We start from the raw sequence: 23,143 nt of genomic DNA, 5'->3' as shown, positions 1-23,143 counted from the left end.
GCGTGAGTGTCAGTGGAGGGTCGTACGGTTGACCCATGCGGCCCGTATCGAAGATCGAACGCACGGTGGCGCCTTTCGAGGTCGTCAGCCCCTACCAGCCCAGCGGCGACCAGCCGGCGGCCATCGCCGAGCTGGAGAAGCGCATCCGTGCAGGTGAGAAGGACGTCGTCCTGCTGGGTGCGACCGGCACAGGCAAGTCCGCGACGACCGCCTGGATGATCGAGAAGCTCCAGCGCCCCACCTTGGTCATGGCGCCGAACAAGACGCTCGCCGCCCAGCTGGCGAACGAGTTCCGCGAGCTCCTGCCGAACAACGCCGTCGAGTACTTCGTCTCGTACTACGACTACTACCAGCCCGAGGCCTACGTACCGCAGTCGGACACGTACATCGAGAAGGACTCCTCGATCAACGAGGAGGTGGAGCGGCTGCGCCACTCCGCGACCAACTCGCTGCTGACCCGCCGCGACGTGATCGTCGTCGCCTCCGTGTCCTGCATCTACGGCCTCGGTACCCCGCAGGAGTACGTCGACCGGATGGTCTCCCTCAAGGTGGGCGAGGAGATCGACCGGGACCAGCTGCTGCGCCGCTTCGTGGACATCCAGTACGCGCGCAACGACGTCGCCTTCACCCGCGGCACCTTCCGGGTGCGCGGGGACACGATCGAGATCTTCCCGGTCTACGAGGAACTGGCCGTCCGCATCGAAATGTTCGGCGACGAGATCGAGGCCCTCTCCACCCTGCACCCGCTGACCGGCGAGGTCATCAGCGAGGACCGCGAGCTGTACGTCTTCCCCGCCAGCCACTACGTCGCCGGCCCCGAGCGCATGGAGAAGGCGGTCCGCGGCATCGAGGCGGAGCTGGCCGAGCGCCTCGCCGAGCTGGAGAAGCAGGGCAAGATGCTGGAGGCGCAGCGCCTGCGCATGCGCACCACCTACGACCTGGAGATGATGCGCCAGATCGGGTCCTGCTCCGGCATCGAGAACTACTCGCTGCACATGGACGACCGCGAGCCCGGCTCCGCGCCCAACACCCTCATCGACTACTTCCCGGAGGACTTCCTCCTGGTCATCGACGAGTCGCACGTCACCGTGCCGCAGATCGGCGCCATGTACGAGGGCGACGCCTCCCGCAAGCGCACCCTCGTCGACCACGGGTTCCGGCTGCCGTCCGCCCTGGACAACCGGCCGCTGAAGTGGGAGGAGTTCCAGGAGCGCATCGGCCAGACCGTCTACCTGTCGGCGACCCCCGGAAAGTACGAGCTCTCGCGCGGCGACGGCTTCGTCGAACAGATCATCCGCCCCACCGGCCTCATCGACCCCGAGGTCGTGGTCAAGCCCACCGAGGGGCAGATCGACGACCTGGTCCACGAGATCCGGCAGCGGGTCGAGAAGGACGAGCGGATCCTCGTCACCACCCTCACCAAGAAGATGGCCGAGGACCTCACGGACTACTTCCTGGAGCTCGGCATCCAGGTCCGCTACCTGCACAGCGACGTGGACACCCTGCGCCGCATCGAGCTGCTGCGCGAGCTGCGGGCCGGCGAGTACGACGTCCTGGTCGGCATCAACCTGCTCCGCGAGGGCCTCGACCTGCCCGAGGTGTCCCTGGTGGCCATCCTCGACGCCGACAAGGAGGGCTTCCTGCGCTCCGGGACCTCCCTGATCCAGACCATCGGCCGCGCCGCGCGCAACGTGTCCGGCCAGGTCCACATGTACGCGGACAAGATGACCCCGGCGATGGAGAAGGCCATCGACGAGACCAACCGGCGCCGCGAGAAGCAGATCGCCTACAACACGGCGAACGGGATCGACCCGCAGCCGCTGCGCAAGAAGATCAACGACATCGTCGCCACCATCGCCCGCGAGGAACTGGACACCGAGGAGCTCCTCGGCACCGGATACCGGCAGGCGAAGGACGGCAAGGGCGCCAAGGCCCCGGTGCCGGCGCTCGGCGGCCGGGCGGCCACGGGCAAGACGGGCGGAAAGGCCACGAAGGGTGCGAAGGGGGCCGCGGGTGCCGAGGTGCTCACCGACCGGCCCGCAGCCGAACTGGCCGCGCTCATCGAGCAGATGACCGAGCGCATGCGCGGGGCGGCCGCCGAGCTCCAGTTCGAGGTCGCGGCCCGGATCCGGGACGAGGTGGGCGAGCTGAAGAAGGAGTTGCGGCAGATGAAGGAAGCGGGCCTCGCCTGACCGGGAGCCGGTCAGTAGGGTTGGGTCACAGCCGCAGGTACATGCTGCACGCCCGTCATGGGGCGGGCCAGGGAGAGGGGACAGTACGTGACGGTCAACATGACCAAGGGTCAGGCCATCAGTCTGCAGAAGGCGGACGGAGGCACGCTGACCGCGGTCCGGATGGGCCTCGGCTGGCAGGCGGCCAAGCGCCGCGGACTGTTCGGCTCGCGGACGCGGGAGATCGACCTCGACGCCTCGGCGGTGCTCTTCGCCGACAAGCAGCCCGTCGACGTGGTCTTCTTCCGGCACCTGCAGAGCGACGACGGCTCGGTGCGCCACACCGGTGACAACCTCGTCGGCGGCGTCGGCCAGGGCGGGGACGACGAGGCGATCCTCGTCGACCTCCAGCGCGTGCCGGTGCACATCGACCAGATCGTCTTCACGGTGAACTCCTTCACCGGCCAGACGTTCCAGGAAGTGCAGAACGCGTTCTGCCGCATCGTCGACGAGACCAACGGCCAGGAGCTGGCCCGCTACACCCTCGACGGCGGCGGTCAGTACACCGCGCAGATCATGGCCAAGGTGTCCCGCTCGGGCGCCGGCTGGCAGATGACGGCCCTCGGGAACCCGGCCAACGGCCGCACCTTCCAGGACCTCATGCCGGCGATCCTGCCGCACCTGTAGCAGTACCGGACAAGAGAAGAAGGCACGGGGGAGGGGCTGCACGATGACGGCTGAACTGGTCCGGGGGCAGAACCACCCCGTGTCCCAGAGCCGGGTGGAGATCAGGGTTTCGGCGGGCACGCCCGTGCTCGCCCTGGCCTCGCTCGCCGACGAACAGGGCCGGTTCGCCGGCAACGGGATGCTCGCCCACCCGGGCGCCAGGTCCCTTCCCGGCGTCGAGTCGCCGGGCGAGCTCGCCGAGCGGCACACCTTCACCGTCGACCTCGACGAGGTCGCGGCGGACGTCCACCGGCTCGGCGTACTGCTCGTCCTCCCGCCCGGCGGCCCGGTCCGCTTCGGCGCGGTACCGGCCTCCTACGTGGCCGTGGCCGACCCGGACGGCGCCGAGCTCGCCGGTTACACCCTGACCGGGCTCGACGCCGAGACGGCCGTCGTCGCCCTGGAGCTGTACCGGCGCCAGGGCGCCTGGAAGGTCCGCGCCGTGGGCCAGGGCTACGCCGAGGGCCTCCGCGCCCTGCTCGCCGACGGCGGGCTGCCCGCACCGGCTGCCGCGGAGCTCGCCGCCGCCGTGCTCGGCACGACCCCGCGCACCGCGGGGGCCGACGCCACGCTCGCGACCATGCCGACCCACGTCGGCGACCTGCGCACCCCCCAGGCCCCGCCGCAGCCCCCCGCGCCCGCCCCCGAACCGCCGGACCCGCTCCCCGTCTCCGGCCACCCCTACGCGGGTGCGCCCGGACCCGCGCCCGGTGGCGACACCGGGGGCTCCCCGCCCACCATCAGCTACTCCCACCCGCGGCGCCGACGCACCAGCACCGAGCCGCCCGAGCCCGCGCCGCGGCCCGCCGCCCCGCAGGAACCCGGACAGCACCCGCGGCCCGTCGCCGGGGACGCCAGCGGCTGGTCCATGGACGAGCGGCTCTACAACCAGGTCTGGGGGATGTTCGAGGACCTGGCCCGCACGGTCTCCGCCTACCGAGGCGCCGTCGAGTTCGCCGATTCCCGCATGGACCGCGAGCTCGACGAGGCCCTGTCCGACCCGCGCCACCGCCTCGGCGGCTCCGGCAACGCCGCCCGCGACACCGCGCGGGCCCGCCGCGAGGAGCTCGTCGCCCAGGCCCAGGCCGTCCTCGACCGGGACCTGGCCCAGCTGATCGCCGAGTCGGAGGTGGTCGAGCCCGCGCTGCCGGCTGCGTACGCCCGCTGGGACAACCCCGTGTGGCACGGTCACCGCACGCCCGAGGAGAGCCCGCTGGCCCTGCGCCTGGGGGACCTGCACCTGCCCGAGCGGCCCGATCTGCGCATCCCCATGCTGACCCGCCTCCCGCTGGAGCGCGGACTGTGGATCGACAACGGCCGCACCGGCTCCGAGGCCGCGATGACCATGGACACCGACCGGCTGCGCCGCGCGGCCATGGACATGGCCGTCGCCCTGGCGGTCCGGCTGCTCGCCGTCCACCCCGCCGACCGGTTCTCCGTGCACGTCATCGACGCGGCCGGGGCCGGATCCGCCTCGCTGGCGCCGCTGGTGCGCGCCGGGGTGCTGGCCGGTCCGCCCGCCGCCGGGGCCACCGGGGTCACCCAGACCCTGGCCCGGCTGACCCGGCGGGTGGACCTCGTACAGATGGCGCTGCGGGCCGGCGCCCCCGAGGACCTGCCGCCGGACGTGGACACGGCCGACCAGCTGCTGATCGTGCACGACTTCCCGCACGGCTTCGACGACCGCGCCGTCACCCAGCTGCGCTACCTCGCCGACGAGGGCGCGGCGGTCGGCGTGCACCTGCTGATGGTCGCGGACCGCGACGAGGCCTCGGCGTACGGGCCGCTGCTCGATCCGCTGTGGCGCTCCCTGATGCGGCTCTCGCCGGTGCCCGACAACCACCTCGCCGACCCCTGGGTCCATCACGCCTGGACCTTCGAACCGGACCTGCCCCCGCAGGGCAGCAGGGTCCTCGACCAGGCACTGGACCGGGTGGCGGAGGCCCGGCGCACTACCCGCCCGTGACCATTCTTTGGTGTTCCCTTTACCTTTACCGCCTTCGGCGGGTAAGCTCGTACGTGCGGAGGGGAGTATTCCTGCTTTCCTGCTACGGCGTACCCGTCAATACGGACCACTGCAGCCACACGAGCGCGGTCGGTCCCGGGGCGTCGGCCCACGGCCTCCAGGCCGTCCGGGTGGAAGAGACCTCCGGCAGCGATGACGCTGACGAAGTGCTGAGCCATCCGCCGGAGGCGTGTTCACCATGGAAGTTTCCTGGGCCCTGTGGGTCGCGACCATTCTTGGTCTGTCCCTCCTCATCGGTGCCGATTTCTTCATCGGCCGCAAGCCGCACGACGTATCCATCAAGGAAGCCGGCACCTGGACGGTCGTCTGGATCGTCCTCGCCGCACTCTTCGGCCTCGGCCTGTGGTTCTTCGGCAACCCGCAGGCGTCCCAGGAGTTCTTCGCGGGCTTCATCACCGAGAAGTCGCTGAGCGTCGACAACCTCTTCGTCTTCGTCCTGATCATGGCGAAGTTCGCGGTGCCGTCCCACCTGCAGCAGCGCGTGCTGCTCATCGGCGTACTGATCGCCCTGGTCCTGCGCGCGGTCTTCATCGCCGCCGGCGCCGCGATCATCGCCAGCTTCTCCTGGGTCTTCTACATCTTCGGCGCGTTCCTGATCTACACCGCGTGGAAGCTGATCCAGGAGGCCCGCAAGGACGAGGACGACGAGGAGTTCGAGGAGAACCGCCTCCTCAAGTCGGTCGAGAAGAAGTTCGGCGTCGCCGACCGGTACCACGGCACCAAGCTCTTCGTCGTCAACAACGGCAAGCGCGTGCTGACCCCGCTGATGGTCGTCATGCTCGCCATCGGCACCACCGACGTGCTGTTCGCCCTGGACTCCATCCCCGCCATCTTCGGCCTCACGCAGGACCCGTACATCGTCTTCACGGCCAACGCCTTCGCGCTGATGGGTCTGCGCCAGCTGTACTTCCTCATCGGCGGCCTGCTGAAGAAGCTGGTCCACCTCAGCTACGGCCTCTCGATCATCCTGGGCTTCATCGGCATCAAGCTGGTGCTGCACGCCCTGCACGAGAACGGCGTCCACGTTCCGGTGATCTCGATCCCGGTCTCCCTCGGCGTCATCTGCGGTGTCCTGGTCATCACCACGATCACCAGCCTGATGGCCTCCAGGAAGCAGGCGGCGGCCGAGGCCGCCGCCCGCCCGGAGAACGTCGACGCGTAACCGGATCGCAGGATCCGAAGGATCTGCAGATCTACACGGGGGCGGCCGTTTCGGCCGCCCCCGTTTCCGTCGTCCGGTCCGCGGCCGTCCGCTGCGAGACGATCGCCGGACCGGTCTCCGGCAGCAGCGCGAAACAGACCAGGCTCACCAGGGCGATCCCGGTCAGGTACAGCGCGACACCCCACGGCGGACCGGAACCGTCCGCCAGCGCCGTCGCCACGATCGGGGTCAGCGCCCCGCCCAGCACCCCGCCCAGGTTGTAGCCGACGGCCGCGCCCGTGCAGCGGATCCGCGGCGCGTAGAGCTCGGGCAGGTACGCGGCCACCACCGAGAACATCGTCACCATGCCGACCAGCGCCCCGACGAAGCCCACCGTCATCAGCAGTGGATCGGCCGTCCGCAACAGGGCCACCAGCGGGAACATCCACACCGCGCAGATCGTGCACCCGATCAGGCACAGCGGCCGCCGCCCGTAGCGGTCGCCGAGCACCGCGACCAGCGGGGTCACCAGACCCATCACCGCGACCGCGACCATGATGCAGGCCAGCATCGCCGTGCGGCCCACCGGGAGGTGACCGGCGGCGTAGGCGAGGGACCAGGTGGTGACCGCGTAGAAGACGGCGTACCCGACGGCGAGCGCCCCGCCGGTCAGCAGGAGCAGCCGCCAGTGGCCCCGGAAGACCTCGGTCAGCGGGGCGTCGGCCCGCCGGTCCGTCGCGGCGAGCGCCCGGAACTGCGGGGTCTCCTCCACCGAGCGGCGCAGCCACAGCCCGGCCAGCGCCAGCACCCCGGCAGCCCAGAACGGAACCCGCCACCCCCAGGCGGTGAACTGGGCGTCGGTCAGCGACGCGGACAGCCCCAGCATCAGGCCGTTGGCGAGCAGGAAGCCCACCGGCGGGCCCATCTGCGGGAAGCTCGACCACAGTCCGCGCCGTCGCTCGGGGGCGTGCTCGGCGGTCAGCAGGACGGCGCCGCCCCACTCCCCGCCCAGCCCGAGGCCCTGCAGGAAGCGCAGCAGGAGCAGGAGCACGGGCGCGGCCATGCCGATCGAGCCGTACGAGGGCACGCAGCCGACGGCCACCGTGGCGAGGCCGGTGAGCAGGAGGGAGGCGAGCAGTACCGGGCGCCGGCCGTAGCGGTCGCCGATGTGGCCGAAGACCGCCGAACCGAGCGGGCGGGCCAGGAAGCCGACGCCGAAGGTGCCGAAGGCGGCGAGGGTTCCGGCGAGCGGGGAGAAGGAGGGGAAGAAGAGCGGGCCGAGCACGAGGGCGGCGGCCGTCCCGTACACGAAGAAGTCGTAGAACTCGATCGCGGTGCCGGCGAGCGAGGCCGTGGCCAGCCGCAGCATGCCGGGCCCGGCGGAGCCGTCGGCCTCGATGGGCGGGGGCTCCGGCGGCGCGGCGGAGGGAGGGGCGGGGGAGGCCTCGGGGGCGGCGGAGGCCAGGGGCGGGGACGGGTCGTGTGGCATGCCGCACCAGATACCCGTTCCCCGCCGCTCAGGGCTTGAGTTCGGCCGTAAGCGACCGGAAGGAGTGCGTCGCGCTCGGAAGTTGACGCGTTGCGGTGCCTACCAGCCGCGCTCGCGCCATTCGGCCAGGTGCGGACGCTCGGCGCCGAGGGTGGTGTCGTTGCCGTGTCCCGGGTAGACCCAGGTCTCGTCGGGCAGCTGCTCGAAGATCTTGTGCTGCACGTCGTCGATCAGGCTGGCGAAGGCCTTCGGGTCGTCGTGGGTGTTTCCGACGCCGCCCGGGAAGAGGCAGTCGCCGGTGAACACGTGCGGGTGGCCGTGCGGGTCGTCGTAGACCAGCGCGATCGAGCCGGGGGTGTGGCCGACCAGGTGGCGGGCGGTCAGCGTGACCCGTCCGACCGTGATCGTGTCCCCGTCGGCGACCGGTACGTCCGTCGCCACCGGGATGCCCTCGGCGTCGAGGGCGCCCGCGAGGGTGCGTGCGCCGGTCGCCGCGACCACCTCGGCGAGCGCGCCCCAGTGGTCGCCGTGCCGGTGCGTGGTGACCACGGACGCGATGCCGTCGTCGCCGATCAGGCTGAGCAGGGTGCCCGCCTCGGCGGCCGCGTCGATGAGCAGCTGCTCGTCGGTGGCGCGGCAGCGCAGCAGGTAGGCGTTGTTGTTCATCGGGCCCACCGCGACCTTGGAAATCATCAGGTCCGCAAGTTCGTGCACGTCGGCGGGACCGCCGACCTTGACCTCTCCGGTGTACGTCATGTCTTGATCCTAGAGCGGGGGGAGCCCGGGGAGGGGGCCGCCGGAGGTGGTCAGGGAGGCGCCCTTGTCGCCGCGGCCGGCCAGCCAGGCCAGCAGCCCCGCGGGGGTGCCGGACACGGTCACGGCGGGATCCCCGGCGGAGCCGGTGCGCCAGCTCCGGCCGTCGGTCGCGACGAGGGCCACCGGCGGCACCTCGGGGCGGCCGGACCAGCGGTCGGCGAGGAAGACGATCTCGCGCTCGGTGAACTCGTCCGGGAGGTCGGAGAGCTCGTAGCCGACGTTCAGGTCGACGTGGTGCAGATCGGCCTCGACCCAGCGGCGGAAGGGCACGTTGGCGGCGAGGTCCGTGATGCCGTTGCGCAGCTCGACCGTGCGCGACCAGTCCTGGTCGGGCTCGGTGGTGGCCATGAAGCGGGCCGCGGAATCACGGAGGTCCGTCAGGTGTTCTTCGAGGGGCCGGCCGGCGTCGCGCTCGATGTCCGCGTCGCGGGCGGCGGCGCTCTCGTACATCGGGCGTCCCTCGAAGACGTTGACGAGCGCGTCCGCGTTGCGTGCGAGGTGGGCCAGGATGTGGCCGCGGGTCCAGCCCGGGAGGTGTGACTCCTCGGCGAGGGCTGCGTTGTCCAGTTTCGCGACTGCGGTCAGCAGCCGGTCCGTGGCTTCACGTACAGATCGCAGGTCGTGCACATGATCAGTCATGACGCCGAGCCTAGTGGCTCACCGGGCACGGCCACACGATTGGGTGAAGCGGTCTGCGGAGTGCCGTAAATCGAATGTGCGTGCTATACGCTCGGAAGTCCAAGGACCAAGTCCATCGCAGAGGCGCCCCCCATACCCTGGGACGGGGGCCCGTGCCCCCGCTCTCTCAAGAAAGGTGCGGACCGGCGTGACCGACCGTCTCATCGTTCGTGGCGCTCGCGAGCACAACCTGAAGAACGTCTCGCTCGACCTGCCCCGCGACTCACTCATCGTCTTCACCGGACTCTCCGGGTCGGGCAAGTCCTCCCTGGCCTTCGACACGATCTTCGCCGAGGGCCAGCGCCGCTACGTCGAGTCGCTCTCGTCGTACGCCCGCCAGTTCCTCGGGCAGATGGACAAGCCCGACGTCGACTTCATCGAGGGCCTCTCCCCGGCCGTCTCGATCGACCAGAAGTCGACGTCGCGCAACCCGCGCTCGACCGTGGGCACCATCACCGAGGTCTACGACTACCTCCGCCTCCTCTTCGCGCGCATCGGCAAGCCGCACTGCCCCGAGTGCCGCCGTCCCATCTCGCGGCAGTCGCCGCAGGCGATCGTCGACAAGGTGCTCGCGCTCCCCGAGGGCAGCCGGTTCCAGGTGCTCTCGCCGCTGGTGCGCGAGCGCAAGGGCGAGTTCGTCGACCTCTTCTCCGATCTCCAGACCAAGGGCTACAGCCGGGCGCGGGTGGACGGGGAGACCATCCAGCTCTCCGAGCCGCCCACGCTGAAGAAGCAGGAGAAGCACACCATCGAGGTGGTCATCGACCGCCTCACCGTCAAGGAGAGCGCCAAGCGCCGGCTCACCGACTCCGTGGAGACCGCCCTCGGCCTCTCCGGCGGCATGGTGATCCTGGACTTCGTCGACCTCGCCGAGGACGACCCCGAGCGTGAGCGGATGTACTCCGAGCACCTCTACTGCCCCTACGACGACCTGTCCTTCGAGGAGCTGGAGCCGCGCTCCTTCTCCTTCAACTCGCCCTTCGGCGCCTGCCCCGAGTGCACGGGTATCGGTACGCGCATGGAGGTGGACCCGGAGCTGATCGTTCCGGACGAGGACAAGTCCCTGGACGAGGGTGCGGTCTCGCCGTGGTCGCTCGGCCACACCAAGGACTACTTCCAGCGGCTGATCGGCGCGCTCGCGCAGGAGCTGGGCTTCCGCACCGACATCGCGTGGGCCGGGCTGCCCGCCCGCGCGAAGAAGGCCCTGCTGTACGGGCACAAGACGCAGATCGAGGTCCGCTACCGCAACCGGTACGGGCGGGAGCGGGCGTACACGACGGCCTTCGAGGGCGCCGTGCCGTTCGTCAAGCGGCGGCACGCGGAGTCGGAGAGCGACGCCAGCCGCGAGCGCTTCGAGGGCTACATGCGCGAGGTGCCCTGCCCGACCTGTGAGGGCACCCGCCTCAAGCCGATCGTGCTCGCCGTGACGGTGATGGAGAAGTCCATCGCCGAGGTCGCCGCCATGTCGATCAGCGAGTGCGCGGACTTCCTGGGCCGGATGCGCCTCGACGCCCGCGACAAGAAGATCGCCGAGCGGGTCCTCAAGGAGGTCAACGAGCGGCTCCGCTTCCTCGTGGACGTCGGTCTCGACTACCTCTCGCTCAACCGGGCCGCCGGCACGCTGTCGGGCGGCGAGGCCCAGCGCATCCGGCTCGCCACCCAGATCGGCTCCGGTCTGGTCGGCGTGCTCTACGTGCTGGACGAGCCGTCCATCGGTCTGCACCAGCGGGACAACCACCGGCTGATCGAGACCCTGGTGCGGCTGCGGGACATGGGCAACACGCTCATCGTGGTCGAACACGACGAGGACACCATCAAGGTGGCCGACTGGGTCGTGGACATCGGTCCGGGCGCGGGCGAGCACGGCGGCAAGGTGGTGCACAGCGGTTCGCTCAAGGAGCTGCTGAAGAACACCGAGTCGATGACCGGGCAGTACCTGTCGGGCAAGAAGTCCATCGAGATCCCGGACGTGCGCCGGCCCGTGAACGGGGAGCGCAAGCTGACCGTCCACGGCGCCAAGGAGAACAACCTGCGGGACATCGACGTGTCCTTCCCGCTGGGTGTGCTGACGGCCGTGACCGGCGTGTCGGGTTCGGGCAAGTCGACGCTGGTCAACGACATCCTCTACACGCACCTCGCGCGTGAGCTGAACGGCGCCCGCTCGGTGCCGGGCCGGCACACGCGGGTGGACGGCGACGACCTCGTCGACAAGGTCGTGCACGTCGACCAGTCGCCGATCGGCCGCACCCCGCGGTCCAACCCGGCCACGTACACCGGTGTCTTCGACCACGTCCGCAAGCTGTTCGCGGAGACGATGGAGGCGAAGGTGCGCGGCTATCTGCCGGGCCGCTTCTCCTTCAACGTGAAGGGCGGCCGGTGCGAGAACTGCTCCGGCGACGGCACGATCAAGATCGAGATGAACTTCCTGCCGGACGTCTACGTCCCGTGCGAGGTCTGCCACGGCGACCGGTACAACCGGGAGACGCTGGAGGTCCACTACAAGGGCAAGTCCATCGCGGAAGTCCTGAACATGCCGATCGAGGAGGCGCTGGGCTTCTTCGAGGCGGTGCCGACGATCGCGCGGCACCTCAAGACGCTCAACGAGGTCGGGCTGGGCTACGTCCGCCTCGGCCAGTCCGCGCCGACCCTGTCGGGTGGTGAGGCCCAGCGCGTGAAGCTGGCCTCCGAGCTCCAGAAGCGGTCGACGGGCCGGACGGTCTACGTGCTGGACGAGCCGACCACGGGTCTGCACTTCGAGGACATCTCGAAGCTGATCAAGGTGCTGTCGGGGCTGGTGGACAAGGGGAACTCGGTGATCGTCATCGAGCACAACCTTGACGTCATCAAGACCGCGGACTGGGTCATCGACATGGGCCCGGAAGGCGGCTACGGCGGCGGTCTGGTGGTGGCCGAAGGCACACCGGAGGCGGTGGCCTCGGTCGGCGCCAGCCACACGGGCAAGTTCCTGCGGGACATCCTCGGCGCGGACCGGGTGTCGGACGGGGCGCCCGTGGCACGGCCGGCGGCCAAGAAGGCCCCGGCGAAGAAGGCCGCGGCCACCAAGGCCGTCGCCGCGAAGAAGGCGGCCCCGGCCAAGAAGACGGCGGCCCGGACGCGCAAGGCGTAGCCGCCGAGCAGCGCTCGGGTTCGCGTACGACGGGAGGGTCCGGCCCATGGCCGGGCCCTCCCGCGTTCGCTCCGCTCCGGACCCCGCTCAGGAGGCGACGCCCACCGCGTGGCCGCTGCAGGACGGGTCCGTGAGGACGCTCAGGAGGGCGTCCGCCACATCGGCGCGGGGGATGACCCGGCCGCCGGGGACGTTGGCGTCGATGGCGCGCCGGTAGGTGCCGGTGCGGGGCTTGTTCTGCAGCATCGGCGGCCTGACGACCGTCCACCGCGTCCCGCTCGCGGCCATCGCCGCCTCCATGTCCGCGAGGTCCGCGTAGACGTCCCGCAGCAGTCGGCGCAGCAGCGGGAAGACCACGGCGCGGGTGAAGATCCCCGCGCCCTCCGGCAGCGGGCCGACGGGTGCGGCGCTCACGGCCGACAGCGGCCGCACCCCCGCACGGTCCATGGCCGAGGTGATCGCGCTCAGGGCCGGGCCCGCGACGGGCTTCGCCTTCGCCTGCTTGTTGGTCGCCGCGCCCAGCGCCGAGACCACCGCGTCCCGCCCGCTCACCACGGGGAGCACCGCCTCGACGTCGGTCACATCGGCCACCGTGGCCACGTGGAGCCGCTCGTGGGCGGGAACGGGAAGCCGCGCCGGGTCCCGCACGACAGCGGTCACCTCATGTCCCGCGTCCAGCGCCTGCCGGACGACCTCGCGGCCGACGCCGCCCGTGGCCCCGAACACCGTGATCTTCATCGTCATACCCCCGCGACGAGAGGTGGGTGAGCATTCACTCACTCCTGCTTCCGCTAGGGTGAGTGAATGCTCACCCCGAAGTCAAGCCGCCCCACCCCCGAGCGGCTGCTGGACGCCGCCGAGAAGCTGATGCGCACCGTCGGGCTGGCGAGCGCCACCACGAAGGCCATCGCCAGGGAGGCCGGGTGCTCGGAGGCCGCGCTCTACAAGTACTTCGCGAACAAGGAAGAGCTGTTCGTGCGGGTGCTGATGGAGCGCACTCCCAACGCCGGCCCGCTCATGGCCGTCCTACAGGCCGGTCCGGGGGAGCGGGGGGTCGAGGAGACCCTCGGCGAGATCGCCCGGCACGCCTCGCTCTTCTACGCCGACGCCATGCCGATGGCCGGCTCGCTCTTCGCCGACCCCGCGCTGCTCACCCGCCACCGCGAGGGCGTCCAGGAGATCGGGGCCGGACCGCACGTGGTGCTGGACGCGCTGGCCGGCCGGCTGCGGCGCGAGCTCGACGCCGGCCGGCTGCGGCCCGACGCCGATCCGCGGGCCGCCGCGGCCCTGCTGCTCGGCGCCTGCTTCCAGCGCGCCTTCTTCCTGCACTTCTCCGGGGCCCACGTGGTCCAGCCCGTCGAGGAGTTCGCCCCGGCCGTGGCCCGCACCGTCTGGGCCGCTATTCGCTGAGCTCCGCCGCGTACGGCGGCTCCGCGCCCGCCCGCGTGCAGGTCAGGGCCGCCGCGTGGGCGGCGTGGGCCAGGACCTCCGGCCAGTCCACCGGGCCGCCCGGCGCACTGGTGAGCCGGTGCAGCAGGGCGGCGTTGACGGTGTCGCCCGCGCCGATCGTGTCCACCACCGCCACCGGGCGGGCCGCCGCCGAGTACCGGCCGCCCTCCCGCGTCCAGGCCGTCAGGCCCTTCGCACCCCGGGTCAGCACCACCGCCGACGGTCCGGCCGCCAGCCAGTCCTCGGCCCGGCCGCCCAGCCAGGCCGCGTCCTCCTCCGACAGCTTGAGGACGCCCGTGTGCGGCAGCAGCCGTTCCAGGAAGCGGGCGCGGTACGCCGCCGGGTCCGCGATCAGCGCCGGCCGGATGTTGGGGTCCAGCAGGGTCAGCACCCCGCGCCGGGACTCCCGGCGCAGCAAGGCCTCGTACGCGCTCGCGCCCGGCTCCAGGACCAGCGAGCAGGTGCCGAGCGCGAGGGCCCGTACCCCCTCCGGGAGGGCGGGCGGCAGCGTGAACAGCCGGTCCGCCGTGCCCTCGACGTAGAAGCCGTACGAGGCCGAGCCGTCCGGGGTCAGCGAGGGCACGGCCAGCGTGGTCGGCTCCGGTCCGCGCTGGACCAGCGACAGGTCCACCCCGGCGGCCCGCAGTCCGGCCAGCAGGCTCTCCCCGAAGCCGTCCGAGGAGACCCGGGAGCAGAAGGCCACCTCGGCGCCGAGCCGCCCGAGCGCGAGCGCGGTGTTGTACGGTCCGCCGCCCGGCCGGGGCAGCAGCGCACCGGGCGGCCGCGCCACGGGCACCAGGTCGATGAGGGCTTCTCCGCCGACGACGATCACGCGGGGGAAGCTACCTCATGAGGCGGAGGTATCGTCGGGTGGGCCGGTGCCCCGGCCGGGTTCCGGCCGGTGCCCCGCCCGCCCCCCTTCCCCACGTGCCCGCACCTCAGGAGAACCGCATGCCCGCGCCGCAGTCGCCCGCCCGCCGTACCGTCCTCAAGGGCGCCGCCGCGCTCGCAGGGGCCGCGGGCGCCGGAGCGACCCTCGCGGCCTGCTCCACCGAGAGCAACAGCGGCGGCCACACCCCCGCCACCCCCACCGCGCCGGTGGAGCTGGGCGCCGCGGCCGATGTCCCGGTGGGCGGCGCGAAGCTCTACCGGGAGAACAAGCTGATCGTCAGCTGCCCGGCGGAGGGCCAGTACAAGGCCTTCAGCGCCCAGTGCACGCACGCCGGCTGCGTCCTGGACAAGATCGTCGAGGGCGAGGGGAACTGCCCCTGCCACGGCAGTCGTTTCGACGTGAAGACCGGCGAGGTCCTGCGCGGTCCGGCCGCCGCCCCGCTGCCCGCCGTCCCGGTCCGGGCCGAGAACGGCAAGCTCGTCGCGGGCTGACCCGCGACCGCGACCGCGCCTGCGACCGCGACCGCGACGGCACCCGGACGTCAGTCCCAGTCCCAGGCGATCCCGAGGATCCCGCGCCGCACCGACTGCTCCACCAGGTGGACCGCCCGGTGCCGGCCGCTGGGCGTCAGGTCCGCCAGGCCGGTGCGCGGGGCCTCGGGCCCGCCCCGGGCGAACCGCCGGCAGCGCACCGGCAGGGCCGCCTCGTCGAAGCTGACCTGGAGCATGTACTGGCCGCCGGCGTAGCTGAACCCGCGCACGTACTCGCCGCTGCGGGCTCCGGTGCCGTCCTCGATCCCGTAGCCGAAGACGTGGGTGTCCCCGCGCCGCAGCCGCGCGTCGAAGAGCAGCTCGGCGACCACCACCCCGGACTCCGGGTGGCACCGCACCCGGCCCGTGCGGCAGTTCTCGTACGCCGTCACGCGCATCCGGGACACGTCGCAGCCGGGGTCGCCGTGGTGGACGGCCAGGTAGCGGTCGACTCCGTCGCGGTGCGCCCGGACGATCTGCTGCGACTCGCGGACCCGCAGCTCACCCGCCGGTCCGATACGGACCCGCTCGTGGTGGCCGACCGAGTGCAGCCCGCCGTCCGGCGGGAGGTCCATCCCGTCCAGCAGCCGCTCCACCGTCCCGCCCAGGCTGAACAGGGCCCGGTACGAGCGGGTGGGCGGGCGTGCGGGCCCGGGTCCGGGATCCTGGGCGGCCAGCAGGCGCAGGAGGGCGCCGTCGGGCAGTTCCAGGATCCGCTCCAGGGCGCCGACCGCCCGCAGCGACTCCGGGTGCCGCGGCCGCCGCGCGCCCTGCTGCCAGTAACTGAGGCTGGTGACCCCGACCTTGATCCCCTGTGCCGCGAGCCGGTGCTGCACCCGGTGCAGGGGCAGACCGCGCGCGGCGAGGGCGGCGCGCAGGGCGAGGTGGAAGGGGCCGCCGCGCAGCAACTGGCCGAGTTCCGCCGTGTCCTCGGTCGGTCGCATGGCGACTCCTTCGTGAACGTTCACACGGGCCGGCGCGGGGTCTCGCGGCGGGGGCTCCGGGGGTCCAGGTGACACGGCAGCAACCGTTCACACCGCAGCCCCACCGTTCACACAGCAATGTCATCGCGTATTGAAGCGTGTTGACCTGATCGCGACAACTGCCTGATGCTCCTGCACAGCGTCCGGACGCGCTCCTCCACCCCCCACACCCCACATCGGGAGGAACGCGATGCGCAACCGAAACCGGCGGCACTCCCCAGCCGCCTGCGTCACCGCCGTGCTCACCGCTCTGCTGTTCACCCTGCCCCTCGGCCTCGGCACCGCCGTCGCCGCCGAGGCCGGCACCGGCTCCGCCCTCGCCGCCAAGCGCCTGAACATCACCATGCAGGCCCAGACGAAGACCAACTGGTGCTGGGCCGCCGGCGGCAACACGATCGCCACCTGGTTCGGCCGGAACCACAGCCAGAACCAGTTCTGCAACGCCGCCTTCAACCGCCAGCAGGGCAGCGAATGCCCCAACAACCAGGCCACCCTGGGCAACGTCCAGACCGGCCTGCGCTGGGCCGGAATCAATCCCGGCTCGTACGTCAGCGGCTGGCTCCAGTACTCCACCGTCCAGACCGAGATCAACGCCGACCGGCCGATCGAGACCCGTATCCAGTGGTCGAACGGCGGCGGCCACATGCACGTCGTCTACGGCTACGACACCGCGAGCAACTGGGTCTACTGGGGCGATCCCTGGCCCTCCAGCGACCGCTACAACTGGGCCTCGCACTCCTGGTACGTGAACAACAGCACCTTCTCCTGGACCCACTCCCTCTACCGGATCGGGGCGTGACCGCCATGACCCTGCGCGCCGCCACCGCCGCTGCAGCCGCGGTCCTCGCCGCCACCGCCCTCCTCGGCCTCGCCCCGCAGGCCACCGCGGCTCCCGGGGGTCCGGTGCCGCAGCCCCGGGCCGCCACCGCCGAGAACAAGGCCGCCGCCGAGCGGGCGGCCACCGCCCCCGACACCCTGGCCACCCTCTCCCGCTTCTTCGCCCGGGAGGGCAAGGTCTCCCTCACGGCCGCGCAGCCCCGGATCGAGGGCGAGGCGATACCGGTCAACCACCTCTCCCCGGAGTTCGTCGCGGGCAGAGCGGGCGCATCCGTCTCACGCCTGGAATTCCTCGCCAGCAAGGCCGTCTCCTCCGACGGGCAGCAGGCCGCGCTGTGGACCGCGCGGACGGAGGCCGGCTGGGAGGTCGTGAACATCGCCACCGGCGACGACGAGTTCCGCTATGCGCGGCTCGGCGCGGCGAAACTGCCCGGAGGGACGGTGTTCCGGGAGCCGCAGATCGACGCCTGGTACGTGGCCGGGGGCGATCGGGTGCTGCCGCTGGACGAGGACGCGGTACGGGCCGTGGGCGCCGGGGGTGTCGGCCTGGCCGCCTACCGGGCCCGGGTGGTCGAGGCGTACGGGGACAAGCTCCCCGGCTCCGCCTATGCCGCGCGGGGAGGGGCGGGTGGCTATGCCGAAGCCTCGGCGGAGGCTGCCGGGACCCCTGTCGGGGTGCTGGCCGCCGCCGGGGCGCTCGCGCTGGTCGGGGCCGGGGCGCCGGCCCTGCGACGCCGCCGGGCCGCCGTGGCCTAGGCCGTCTCTTTCGGATCTTGCCTGGCCCGCGTCGTCTGGCACCGCACCTCGCCGCGTTGTCGGGGCGCCCAAGTACGTCCAGTACTTGGGCGCCCCTCCGCCTTGCGAGGCACGGCACCAGACGACGCGTGCTTAACCGGCAAGATCCGAAAGAGACGACCTAGCCGCCCCACGGTCCGTTGCCACCTGACCCGCCGCGTCCCGGGGCCCCGCCCCGGACCCCGGTCCTCAAACGCCGGACGGGCTGAAATTCAGCCCCGCCGGCGTTTGAGGCGCGGGTCCGGGCGGAGCCCGGGAAGCGCCGGGCGGCGGACCACCGGGCGCCGCGCACCGGGCCGGAGGCCTGCGGTCTGTTGTCGGTGTGCGCAAGTAGGGTGGTTGGCATGGCCGACCCTTCCAGCTACCGCCCCGAGCCGGGACAGATCCCGGACTCCCCGGGGGTCTACAAGTTCCGCGACGAGCACCGCCGGGTGATCTACGTCGGGAAGGCCAAGAGCCTGCGCCAGCGCCTGGCCAGCTACTTCCAGGACATCGCCGGCCTGCACCCCCGTACCGCCACCATGGTGACCACGGCCGCCTCCGTCGAGTGGACCGTGGTGTCCACCGAGGTCGAGGCGCTCCAGCTGGAGTACTCGTGGATCAAGGAGTTCGACCCCCGGTTCAACGTCAAGTACCGGGACGACAAGAGCTACCCCTCCCTCGCCGTCACCCTCAATGAGGAGTACCCGCGGGTCCAGGTCATGCGCGGGCCCAAGAAGAAGGGCGTGCGCTACTTCGGTCCGTACGGGCACGCCTGGGCGATCCGCGAGACCGTCGACCTGATGCTCCGGGTGTTCCCGGTCCGGACCTGCTCGGCGGGCGTGTTCAAGCGCTCCGCCCAGATCGGCCGCCCCTGCCTGCTCGGCTACATCGGCAAGTGCTCCGCCCCCTGCGTCGGCAAGGTCACCCCCGAGGAGCACCGCGAACTGGCCGAGGACTTCTGCGACTTCATGGCCGGCCGCACCGGCACCTACCTCTCCCGGCTGGAGAAGGAGATGCACGCGGCGGCCGAGGAGATGGAGTACGAGAAGGCCGCCCGGCTGCGCGACGACATCGGGGCGCTGCGCCGCGCGATGGAGAAGAACGCCGTGGTGCTCGCCGACGCCACCGACGCCGACCTGATCGCCGTGGCCGAGGACGAGCTCGAAGCCGCGGTGCAGATCTTCCACGTCCGCGGCGGGCGGGTCCGCGGCCAGCGCGGCTGGGTCACCGACAAGGTGGAGGCCGTCGACACGGCCGGGCTCGTCGAGCACGCCCTCCAGCAGCTGTACGGCGAGGAGAAGGGCGAGGCCGTGCCCAAGGAGGTGCTGGTCCCGGCCCTCCCCGAGGACACGCCGACGCTGAACCAGTGGCTCGCCGAGCGCCGGGGGTCCCAGGTCAGCCTGCGGATACCGCAGCGCGGCGACAAGAAGGCCCTGATGGAGACCGTCCACCGCAACGCGCTGCAGTCCCTCGCCCTGCACAAGACCAAGCGCGCCAGTGACCTCACCACCCGCTCCCGGGCCCTGGAGGAGATCGCCGAGGCCCTGGACCTCGACGGCGCCCCGCTGCGCATCGAGTGCTTCGACATCTCCCACCTGCAGGGCGACGACGTCGTCGCGTCGATGGTCGTCTTCGAGGACGGGTTGGCCCGCAAGAGCGAGTACCGGCGCTTCCAGATCAAGTCCTTCGAGGGGCAGGACGACGTCCGCTCCATGCACGAGGTGGTCTCCCGGCGCTTCCGCCGCTACCTCCAGGAGAAGCTGAAGACCGGCGAGTGGGAGGCGGAGGAGAGCGAGGGAGCGGTTCCCGAGGACGACGGGCGGCCCAAGCGGTTCGCCTACCCGCCCCAGCTCGTCGTGGTCGACGGCGGGCAGCCGCAGGTCGCCGCCGCCAAGCGGGCCCTGGAGGAGCTCGGGATCGACGACGTCGCCGTGTGCGGCCTGGCCAAGCGGCTGGAGGAGGTCTGGCTGCCCGGCGAGGACGACCCGGTCGTGCTGCCGCGCACCAGCGAGGGCCTCTACCTGCTCCAGCGGGTCCGTGACGAAGCCCACCGCTTCGCCATCCAGTACCAGCGCAGCAAGCGCGGCAAGCGCCTGAAATCCGGGCCGCTGGACGAGGTGTCCGGCCTGGGCGAAAGCCGCAAACAGGCCTTGATCAAGCACTTCGGTTCGGTGAAGAAGCTGAGACAGGCGACAATCGACCAGATCTGCGAGGTCCCGGGCATAGGCCGTAAGACGGCCGAGACCGTGGCCGCGGCCCTCGCCCAGGCGGTTCCCGCTGGTCCTGCCGTCAATACGGCCACAGGGGAGATCATTGAGGATGAGACCCCCGCGCCCGCGGGAGCATCGTCCGAACGGGGGACCGAGCAATGACCGAGCACGAGACCGCGCACGACCGAGACGGAGCACAGGTGAGTACGGGCACGACAGTGGAGCCCGGCGAGACCGCCGAGGCGGCCATCCCCGAGCTGGTGATCATCTCCGGCATGTCCGGGGCCGGCCGCAGTACGGCGGCGAAGTGTCTGGAGGACCTCGGCTGGTTCGTCGTCGACAACCTCCCGCCCGCCCTGATCCCGACCATGGTCGAGCTCGGCGCCCGTTCCCAGGGCAACGTGGCGCGCATCGCCGTCGTCGTCGACGTCCGCGGCCGCCAGTTCTTCGACGCCCTGCGCGAGTCCCTCGCCGACCTGGACAGCAAGGGCGTCACCCGCCGCATCGTCTTCCTGGAGTCCTCCGACGACGCGCTGGTCCGCCGCTTCGAGTCGGTCCGCCGCCCGCACCCGCTCCAGGGCGACGGGCGCATCACCGACGGCATCGCCGCCGAGCGCGACCTGCTGCGCGAGCTGCGCGGCGACGCCGACCTGGTGATCGACACCTCCAGCCTGAACGTGCACGAGCTGCGCGCGAAGATGGACGCCCAGTTCGCCGGGGACGAGGAGCCCGAGCTGCGGGCCACCGTCATGTCCTTCGGCTACAAGTACGGCCTCCCCGTCGACGCCGACCTCGTCGTCGACTGCCGCTTCATCCCCAACCCGCACTGGGTCCCGGAGCTGCGCCCCTTCACCGGGCTCAACGAGGAGGTGTCGGGGTACGTCTTCAGCCAGCCCGGCGCCAAGGAATTCCTCGACCGCTACACCGAGCTGCTCCAGCTCATCGCCACCGGCTACCGCCGCGAGGGCAAGCGGTACGTGACCATCGCGGTCGGCTGCACCGGCGGCAAGCACCGCAGTGTGGCCATGTCCGAGAAGCTCGCCGCCCGCCTCGCCTCCGAGGGAGTCGAGACCGTCGTAGTCCACCGGGACATGGGGCGCGAGTGACCGCACGGACCCCGCGGCTGAGCCGCCTGCGCCGCCTCACCCCGGGCCGGGGCGAGGACGGCGTGGGCCGCTCCGGCCGCTCCGGCCGCCGACGCGGTGCCACGCCCAAGGTGGTGGCGCTCGGCGGCGGCCAGGGCCTGTCGGCCTCCCTCGCCGCCCTGCGCCGGATCACCGGCGACCTCACCGCCGTGGTCACCGTGGCCGACGACGGCGGTTCCAGCGGCCGGCTCCGGGAGGAGCTCGGCGTGCTCCCGCCCGGCGACCTGCGCAAGGCGCTGGCCGCGCTGTGCGGCGACGACGACTGGGGCCAGACCTGGGCCCGGGTCATCCAGCACCGCTTCCAGTCCGAGGGCGACCTGCACGGGCACGCGGTCGGCAACCTGCTGATCGTCGCCCTGTGGGAACAGCTCGGCGACCCCGTCCAGGCCCTCGACCTGGTCGGCAAGCTGCTCGGGGCCCAGGGCCGGGTGCTGCCGATGTCGGCGGTGCCGCTGGAGCTGCAGGCCCTGGTCCGGGGGCACGACCCGGCCCGCCCCGAGGACGTGGACACCGTCCGCGGGCAGGCCACGGTGGCGCTGACCCCGGGCGAGGTGCTCTCCGTACAGGTGGTGCCCAGCGACCCGCCGGCCGTGCCGGAGGCCGTCGCGGCCGTCCTGGACGCCGACTGGGTGGTGCTCGGTCCGGGGTCCTGGTTCTCCTCGGTCATCCCGCACCTGCTGGTCCCGGAACTGCTGGACGCGCTGATGGAGACGAAGGCCCGGCGGGTCCTCTCGCTGAACCTCGCGCCGCAGCCCGGCGAAACAGAGGGCTTCTCTCCGCAGCGTCATTTGGAGGTTTTGGCCCGACACGCCCCTAAACTCGCCCTGGACGTGGTGCTGGCCGACGAGGCCGCCGTGCCCGACCGCGAGTCCCTCGCCGATGCCGCGAAACGGTTCGGTGCCGCGGTCGAGCTGGCGCCCGTGGCCAGGCAGGACGGCTCTCCGAAGCACGACCCGGAGCTGCTGGCCGCCGCGTACGACCGTATTTTTCGGATGCATGGAAGGATCGGCCCATGGCGATGACGCCTGCGGTGAAGGATGAGATCTCCCGCCTGCCCGTCACCCGGACCTGCTGCAGGAAGGCGGAGGTCTCGGCGATCCTTCGGTTCGCGGGCGGGCTGCACCTGGTGAGCGGCCGCATCGTCATCGAGGCGGAGCTGGACACGGGCATCGCCGCCAGACGCCTGCGCAAGGACATCCTGGAGATCTTCGGCCATTCCTCGGACCTGGTGGTGATGGCCCCCGGCGGACTGCGCCGCGGCAGCCGCTACGTGGTCCGCGTCGTGGCCGGCGGTGACCAGCTGGCGCGCCAGACGGGCCTCGTGGACGGCCGCGGCCGCCCCATCCGGGGTCTTCCCCCGCAGGTGGTCTCCGGGGCCACCTGCGACGCGGAGGCGGCCTGGCGCGGCGCCTTCCTGGCCCACGGCTCGCTCACCGAGCCGGGCCGGTCCTCCTCCCTGGAGGTCACCTGCCCCGGCCCGGAGGCCGCCCTGGCCCTGGTGGGCGCCGCCCGCAGGCTGTCCATCGCCGCCAAGGCGCGCGAGGTGCGCGGGGTGGACCGGGTCGTGGTCCGCGACGGCGACGCGATCGGCGCGCTGCTGACCCGGCTGGGCGCGCACGAGTCGGTGCTGGCCTGGGAGGAGCGGCGGATGCGGCGCGAGGTGCGCGCCACCGCCAACCGCCTGGCCAACTTCGACGACGCCAACCTGCGCCGCTCGGCGCGCGCCGCGGTGGCCGCCGGGGCCCGTGTGCAGCGCGCGCTGGAGATCCTCGGCGAGGAGGTCCCCGAGCACCTCGCGGCGGCCGGCCGGCTGCGCATGGAGCACAAGCAGGCCTCCCTTGAGGAGCTGGGCGCGCTCGCCGACCCGCCGCTGACCAAGGACGCGGTCGCCGGCCGGATCCGCCGCCTGCTGGCGATGGCCGACAAGCGCGCCCAGGACCTCGGCATCCCGGGCACCGAGTCGAATCTCGACCTCAGCGAGGAGATGGCCGACAACATGGCCGGTTAGGTTTTCCCGTACGGCTGAAGGGGCTCGCGCGATCACTCGTGCGGGCCCCTTTGCCGCACGCCCCATTGACATGAGCATGGGCCGGTCTTGAGTCTGGCGTCCGAACGCTTTCGTGGCAGACGACGCCCAGGGGGGCAC

19 protein-coding genes are annotated in these 23,143 nt (G+C 71.9%); 13 read left to right on the top strand and 6 right to left on the bottom strand.

Annotated features, from left to right (window positions below; genetic code table 11):
• The first annotated feature begins 35 nt into the window (after nucleotides 1–35).
• The 4 genes from uvrB (at nucleotide 36) to JYK04_RS12905 (ending at nucleotide 6,085) form a co-directional block, all read left to right on the top strand.
• Entirely contained in the window at nucleotides 36–2,192 is a 2,157-nt protein-coding gene (gene uvrB, locus JYK04_RS12920; RefSeq protein WP_189735962.1) for an excinuclease ABC subunit UvrB, read from the top strand.
• A gap of 87 nt (nucleotides 2,193–2,279) precedes the next feature.
• On the top strand, nucleotides 2,280–2,858 hold the full coding sequence (locus JYK04_RS12915; protein WP_030010820.1) for a TerD family protein: 579 nt from the start codon (nucleotides 2,280–2,282) through the stop codon (nucleotides 2,856–2,858).
• A gap of 43 nt (nucleotides 2,859–2,901) precedes the next feature.
• Nucleotides 2,902–4,863, top strand: coding sequence for a TerD family protein (locus JYK04_RS12910; protein ID WP_189735960.1), 1,962 nt, complete (start codon nucleotides 2,902–2,904; stop codon nucleotides 4,861–4,863).
• 238 nt (nucleotides 4,864–5,101) lie between these two features.
• Entirely contained in the window at nucleotides 5,102–6,085 is a 984-nt protein-coding gene (locus JYK04_RS12905) for a TerC family protein (RefSeq protein WP_189735958.1), read from the top strand.
• Between the two features lie 31 nt (nucleotides 6,086–6,116).
• Here JYK04_RS12905 and JYK04_RS12900 read toward each other — a convergent pair whose 3' ends face one another.
• From JYK04_RS12900 to JYK04_RS12890, 3 genes are all read right to left on the bottom strand, one after another.
• Nucleotides 6,117–7,433 carry an MFS transporter gene (locus JYK04_RS12900; protein WP_189736574.1) on the bottom strand — a complete coding sequence of 439 codons (1,317 nt, stop codon included), beginning with the start codon at nucleotides 7,431–7,433 and terminating at the stop codon, nucleotides 6,117–6,119.
• 219 nt (nucleotides 7,434–7,652) lie between these two features.
• Complete coding sequence (locus tag JYK04_RS12895) at nucleotides 7,653–8,309, bottom strand: MBL fold metallo-hydrolase (protein WP_189735956.1); 657 nt, start codon at nucleotides 8,307–8,309, stop codon at nucleotides 7,653–7,655.
• Between the two features lie 9 nt (nucleotides 8,310–8,318).
• Nucleotides 8,319–9,008, bottom strand: coding sequence for a maleylpyruvate isomerase family mycothiol-dependent enzyme (locus JYK04_RS12890; protein ID WP_189735953.1), 690 nt, complete (start codon nucleotides 9,006–9,008; stop codon nucleotides 8,319–8,321).
• A 187-nt stretch (nucleotides 9,009–9,195) separates the two neighbouring features.
• Here JYK04_RS12890 and uvrA point away from each other — a divergent pair, with 187 nt between their 5' ends.
• Nucleotides 9,196–12,174 carry an excinuclease ABC subunit UvrA gene (gene uvrA, locus JYK04_RS12885; protein WP_189735951.1) on the top strand — a complete coding sequence of 993 codons (2,979 nt, stop codon included), beginning with the start codon at nucleotides 9,196–9,198 and terminating at the stop codon, nucleotides 12,172–12,174.
• 87 nt (nucleotides 12,175–12,261) lie between these two features.
• Here uvrA and JYK04_RS12880 read toward each other — a convergent pair whose 3' ends face one another.
• The gene (locus tag JYK04_RS12880; RefSeq protein ID WP_189735949.1) at nucleotides 12,262–12,912 is read right to left on the bottom strand and encodes an NAD(P)-dependent oxidoreductase; all 651 of its coding nucleotides are present in this window, start codon (nucleotides 12,910–12,912) and stop codon (nucleotides 12,262–12,264) included.
• 66 nt (nucleotides 12,913–12,978) lie between these two features.
• Between JYK04_RS12880 and JYK04_RS12875 the strand changes: the two genes are divergently transcribed.
• Nucleotides 12,979–13,584, top strand: a complete 606-nt coding sequence (locus tag JYK04_RS12875; protein WP_189735947.1) for a TetR/AcrR family transcriptional regulator — start codon at nucleotides 12,979–12,981, stop codon at nucleotides 13,582–13,584.
• Here JYK04_RS12875 and JYK04_RS12870 read toward each other — a convergent pair.
• Nucleotides 13,574–14,455, bottom strand: a complete 882-nt coding sequence (locus JYK04_RS12870) for a carbohydrate kinase family protein (RefSeq protein WP_189735945.1) — start codon at nucleotides 14,453–14,455, stop codon at nucleotides 13,574–13,576. The two genes, JYK04_RS12875 and JYK04_RS12870, sit on opposite strands and share 11 nt — an antisense overlap.
• Before the next feature lie 119 nt (nucleotides 14,456–14,574).
• Here JYK04_RS12870 and JYK04_RS12865 point away from each other — a divergent pair, with 119 nt between their 5' ends.
• Nucleotides 14,575–15,006 carry a Rieske (2Fe-2S) protein gene (locus tag JYK04_RS12865; RefSeq protein ID WP_189735943.1) on the top strand — a complete coding sequence of 144 codons (432 nt, stop codon included), beginning with the start codon at nucleotides 14,575–14,577 and terminating at the stop codon, nucleotides 15,004–15,006.
• A gap of 50 nt (nucleotides 15,007–15,056) precedes the next feature.
• Here the strand turns inward: JYK04_RS12865 and JYK04_RS12860 are convergent, their stop codons facing one another.
• Entirely contained in the window at nucleotides 15,057–15,989 is a 933-nt protein-coding gene (locus JYK04_RS12860) for a hypothetical protein (protein WP_189735941.1), read from the bottom strand.
• A 229-nt stretch (nucleotides 15,990–16,218) separates the two neighbouring features.
• Between JYK04_RS12860 and JYK04_RS12855 the strand changes: the two genes are divergently transcribed.
• From JYK04_RS12855 to whiA, 6 genes are all read left to right on the top strand, one after another.
• Nucleotides 16,219–16,827 (top strand): papain-like cysteine protease family protein, encoded by a 609-nt coding sequence (locus JYK04_RS12855; RefSeq protein WP_189735939.1) that lies wholly within the window; start codon nucleotides 16,219–16,221, stop codon nucleotides 16,825–16,827.
• A 5-nt stretch (nucleotides 16,828–16,832) separates the two neighbouring features.
• Complete coding sequence (locus tag JYK04_RS12850) at nucleotides 16,833–17,621, top strand: hypothetical protein (protein ID WP_229875182.1); 789 nt, start codon at nucleotides 16,833–16,835, stop codon at nucleotides 17,619–17,621.
• A gap of 383 nt (nucleotides 17,622–18,004) precedes the next feature.
• Nucleotides 18,005–20,014, top strand: a complete 2,010-nt coding sequence (gene uvrC / locus JYK04_RS12845) for an excinuclease ABC subunit UvrC (RefSeq protein WP_189735937.1) — start codon at nucleotides 18,005–18,007, stop codon at nucleotides 20,012–20,014.
• On the top strand, nucleotides 20,011–20,958 hold the full coding sequence (gene rapZ, locus JYK04_RS12840; protein ID WP_030009073.1) for an RNase adapter RapZ: 948 nt from the start codon (nucleotides 20,011–20,013) through the stop codon (nucleotides 20,956–20,958). The genes uvrC and rapZ overlap by 4 nt, the downstream gene beginning before the upstream one ends.
• The gene (locus JYK04_RS12835; protein ID WP_030720408.1) at nucleotides 20,955–22,019 is read left to right on the top strand and encodes a gluconeogenesis factor YvcK family protein; all 1,065 of its coding nucleotides are present in this window, start codon (nucleotides 20,955–20,957) and stop codon (nucleotides 22,017–22,019) included. Before rapZ ends, JYK04_RS12835 begins: the two co-directional genes overlap by 4 nt.
• Entirely contained in the window at nucleotides 22,010–23,005 is a 996-nt protein-coding gene (whiA, locus tag JYK04_RS12830) for a DNA-binding protein WhiA (protein ID WP_030009075.1), read from the top strand. Before JYK04_RS12835 ends, whiA begins: the two co-directional genes overlap by 10 nt.
• Nucleotides 23,006–23,143: the final 138 nt, after the last annotated feature.

This window comes from Streptomyces nojiriensis (assembly GCF_017639205.1).
GTDB classification, from domain to species: domain Bacteria; phylum Actinomycetota; class Actinomycetes; order Streptomycetales; family Streptomycetaceae; genus Streptomyces; species Streptomyces nojiriensis.
Note: the sequence above shows the minus strand (reverse complement) of the source record. Positions and strands in the feature narration are given on the sequence as shown.

Excerpts from the sequence above, each read along its gene's own strand:
- JYK04_RS12850 (WP_229875182.1), top strand. The coding sequence starts at position 16,833 with ATGACCCTGCGCGCCGCCACCGCCGCTGCAGCCGCGGTCCTCGCCGCC.
- whiA (WP_030009075.1), top strand. The coding sequence starts at position 22,010 with ATGGCGATGACGCCTGCGGTGAAGGATGAGATCTCCCGCCTGCCCGTC.
- JYK04_RS12900 (WP_189736574.1), bottom strand. The coding sequence starts at position 7,433 with ATGCTGCGGCTGGCCACGGCCTCGCTCGCCGGCACCGCGATCGAGTTC.
- JYK04_RS12910 (WP_189735960.1), top strand. The coding sequence starts at position 2,902 with ATGACGGCTGAACTGGTCCGGGGGCAGAACCACCCCGTGTCCCAGAGC.
- JYK04_RS12855 (WP_189735939.1), top strand. The coding sequence starts at position 16,219 with ATGCGCAACCGAAACCGGCGGCACTCCCCAGCCGCCTGCGTCACCGCC.
- JYK04_RS12895 (WP_189735956.1), bottom strand. The coding sequence starts at position 8,309 with ATGACGTACACCGGAGAGGTCAAGGTCGGCGGTCCCGCCGACGTGCAC.
- uvrB (WP_189735962.1), top strand. The coding sequence starts at position 36 with ATGCGGCCCGTATCGAAGATCGAACGCACGGTGGCGCCTTTCGAGGTC.
- rapZ (WP_030009073.1), top strand. The coding sequence starts at position 20,011 with ATGACCGAGCACGAGACCGCGCACGACCGAGACGGAGCACAGGTGAGT.
- JYK04_RS12880 (WP_189735949.1), bottom strand. The coding sequence starts at position 12,912 with ATGAAGATCACGGTGTTCGGGGCCACGGGCGGCGTCGGCCGCGAGGTC.
- JYK04_RS12865 (WP_189735943.1), top strand. The coding sequence starts at position 14,575 with ATGCCCGCGCCGCAGTCGCCCGCCCGCCGTACCGTCCTCAAGGGCGCC.
- JYK04_RS12875 (WP_189735947.1), top strand. The coding sequence starts at position 12,979 with ATGCTCACCCCGAAGTCAAGCCGCCCCACCCCCGAGCGGCTGCTGGAC.
- JYK04_RS12905 (WP_189735958.1), top strand. The coding sequence starts at position 5,102 with ATGGAAGTTTCCTGGGCCCTGTGGGTCGCGACCATTCTTGGTCTGTCC.
- JYK04_RS12860 (WP_189735941.1), bottom strand. The coding sequence starts at position 15,989 with ATGCGACCGACCGAGGACACGGCGGAACTCGGCCAGTTGCTGCGCGGC.
- JYK04_RS12890 (WP_189735953.1), bottom strand. The coding sequence starts at position 9,008 with ATGACTGATCATGTGCACGACCTGCGATCTGTACGTGAAGCCACGGAC.
- uvrC (WP_189735937.1), top strand. The coding sequence starts at position 18,005 with ATGGCCGACCCTTCCAGCTACCGCCCCGAGCCGGGACAGATCCCGGAC.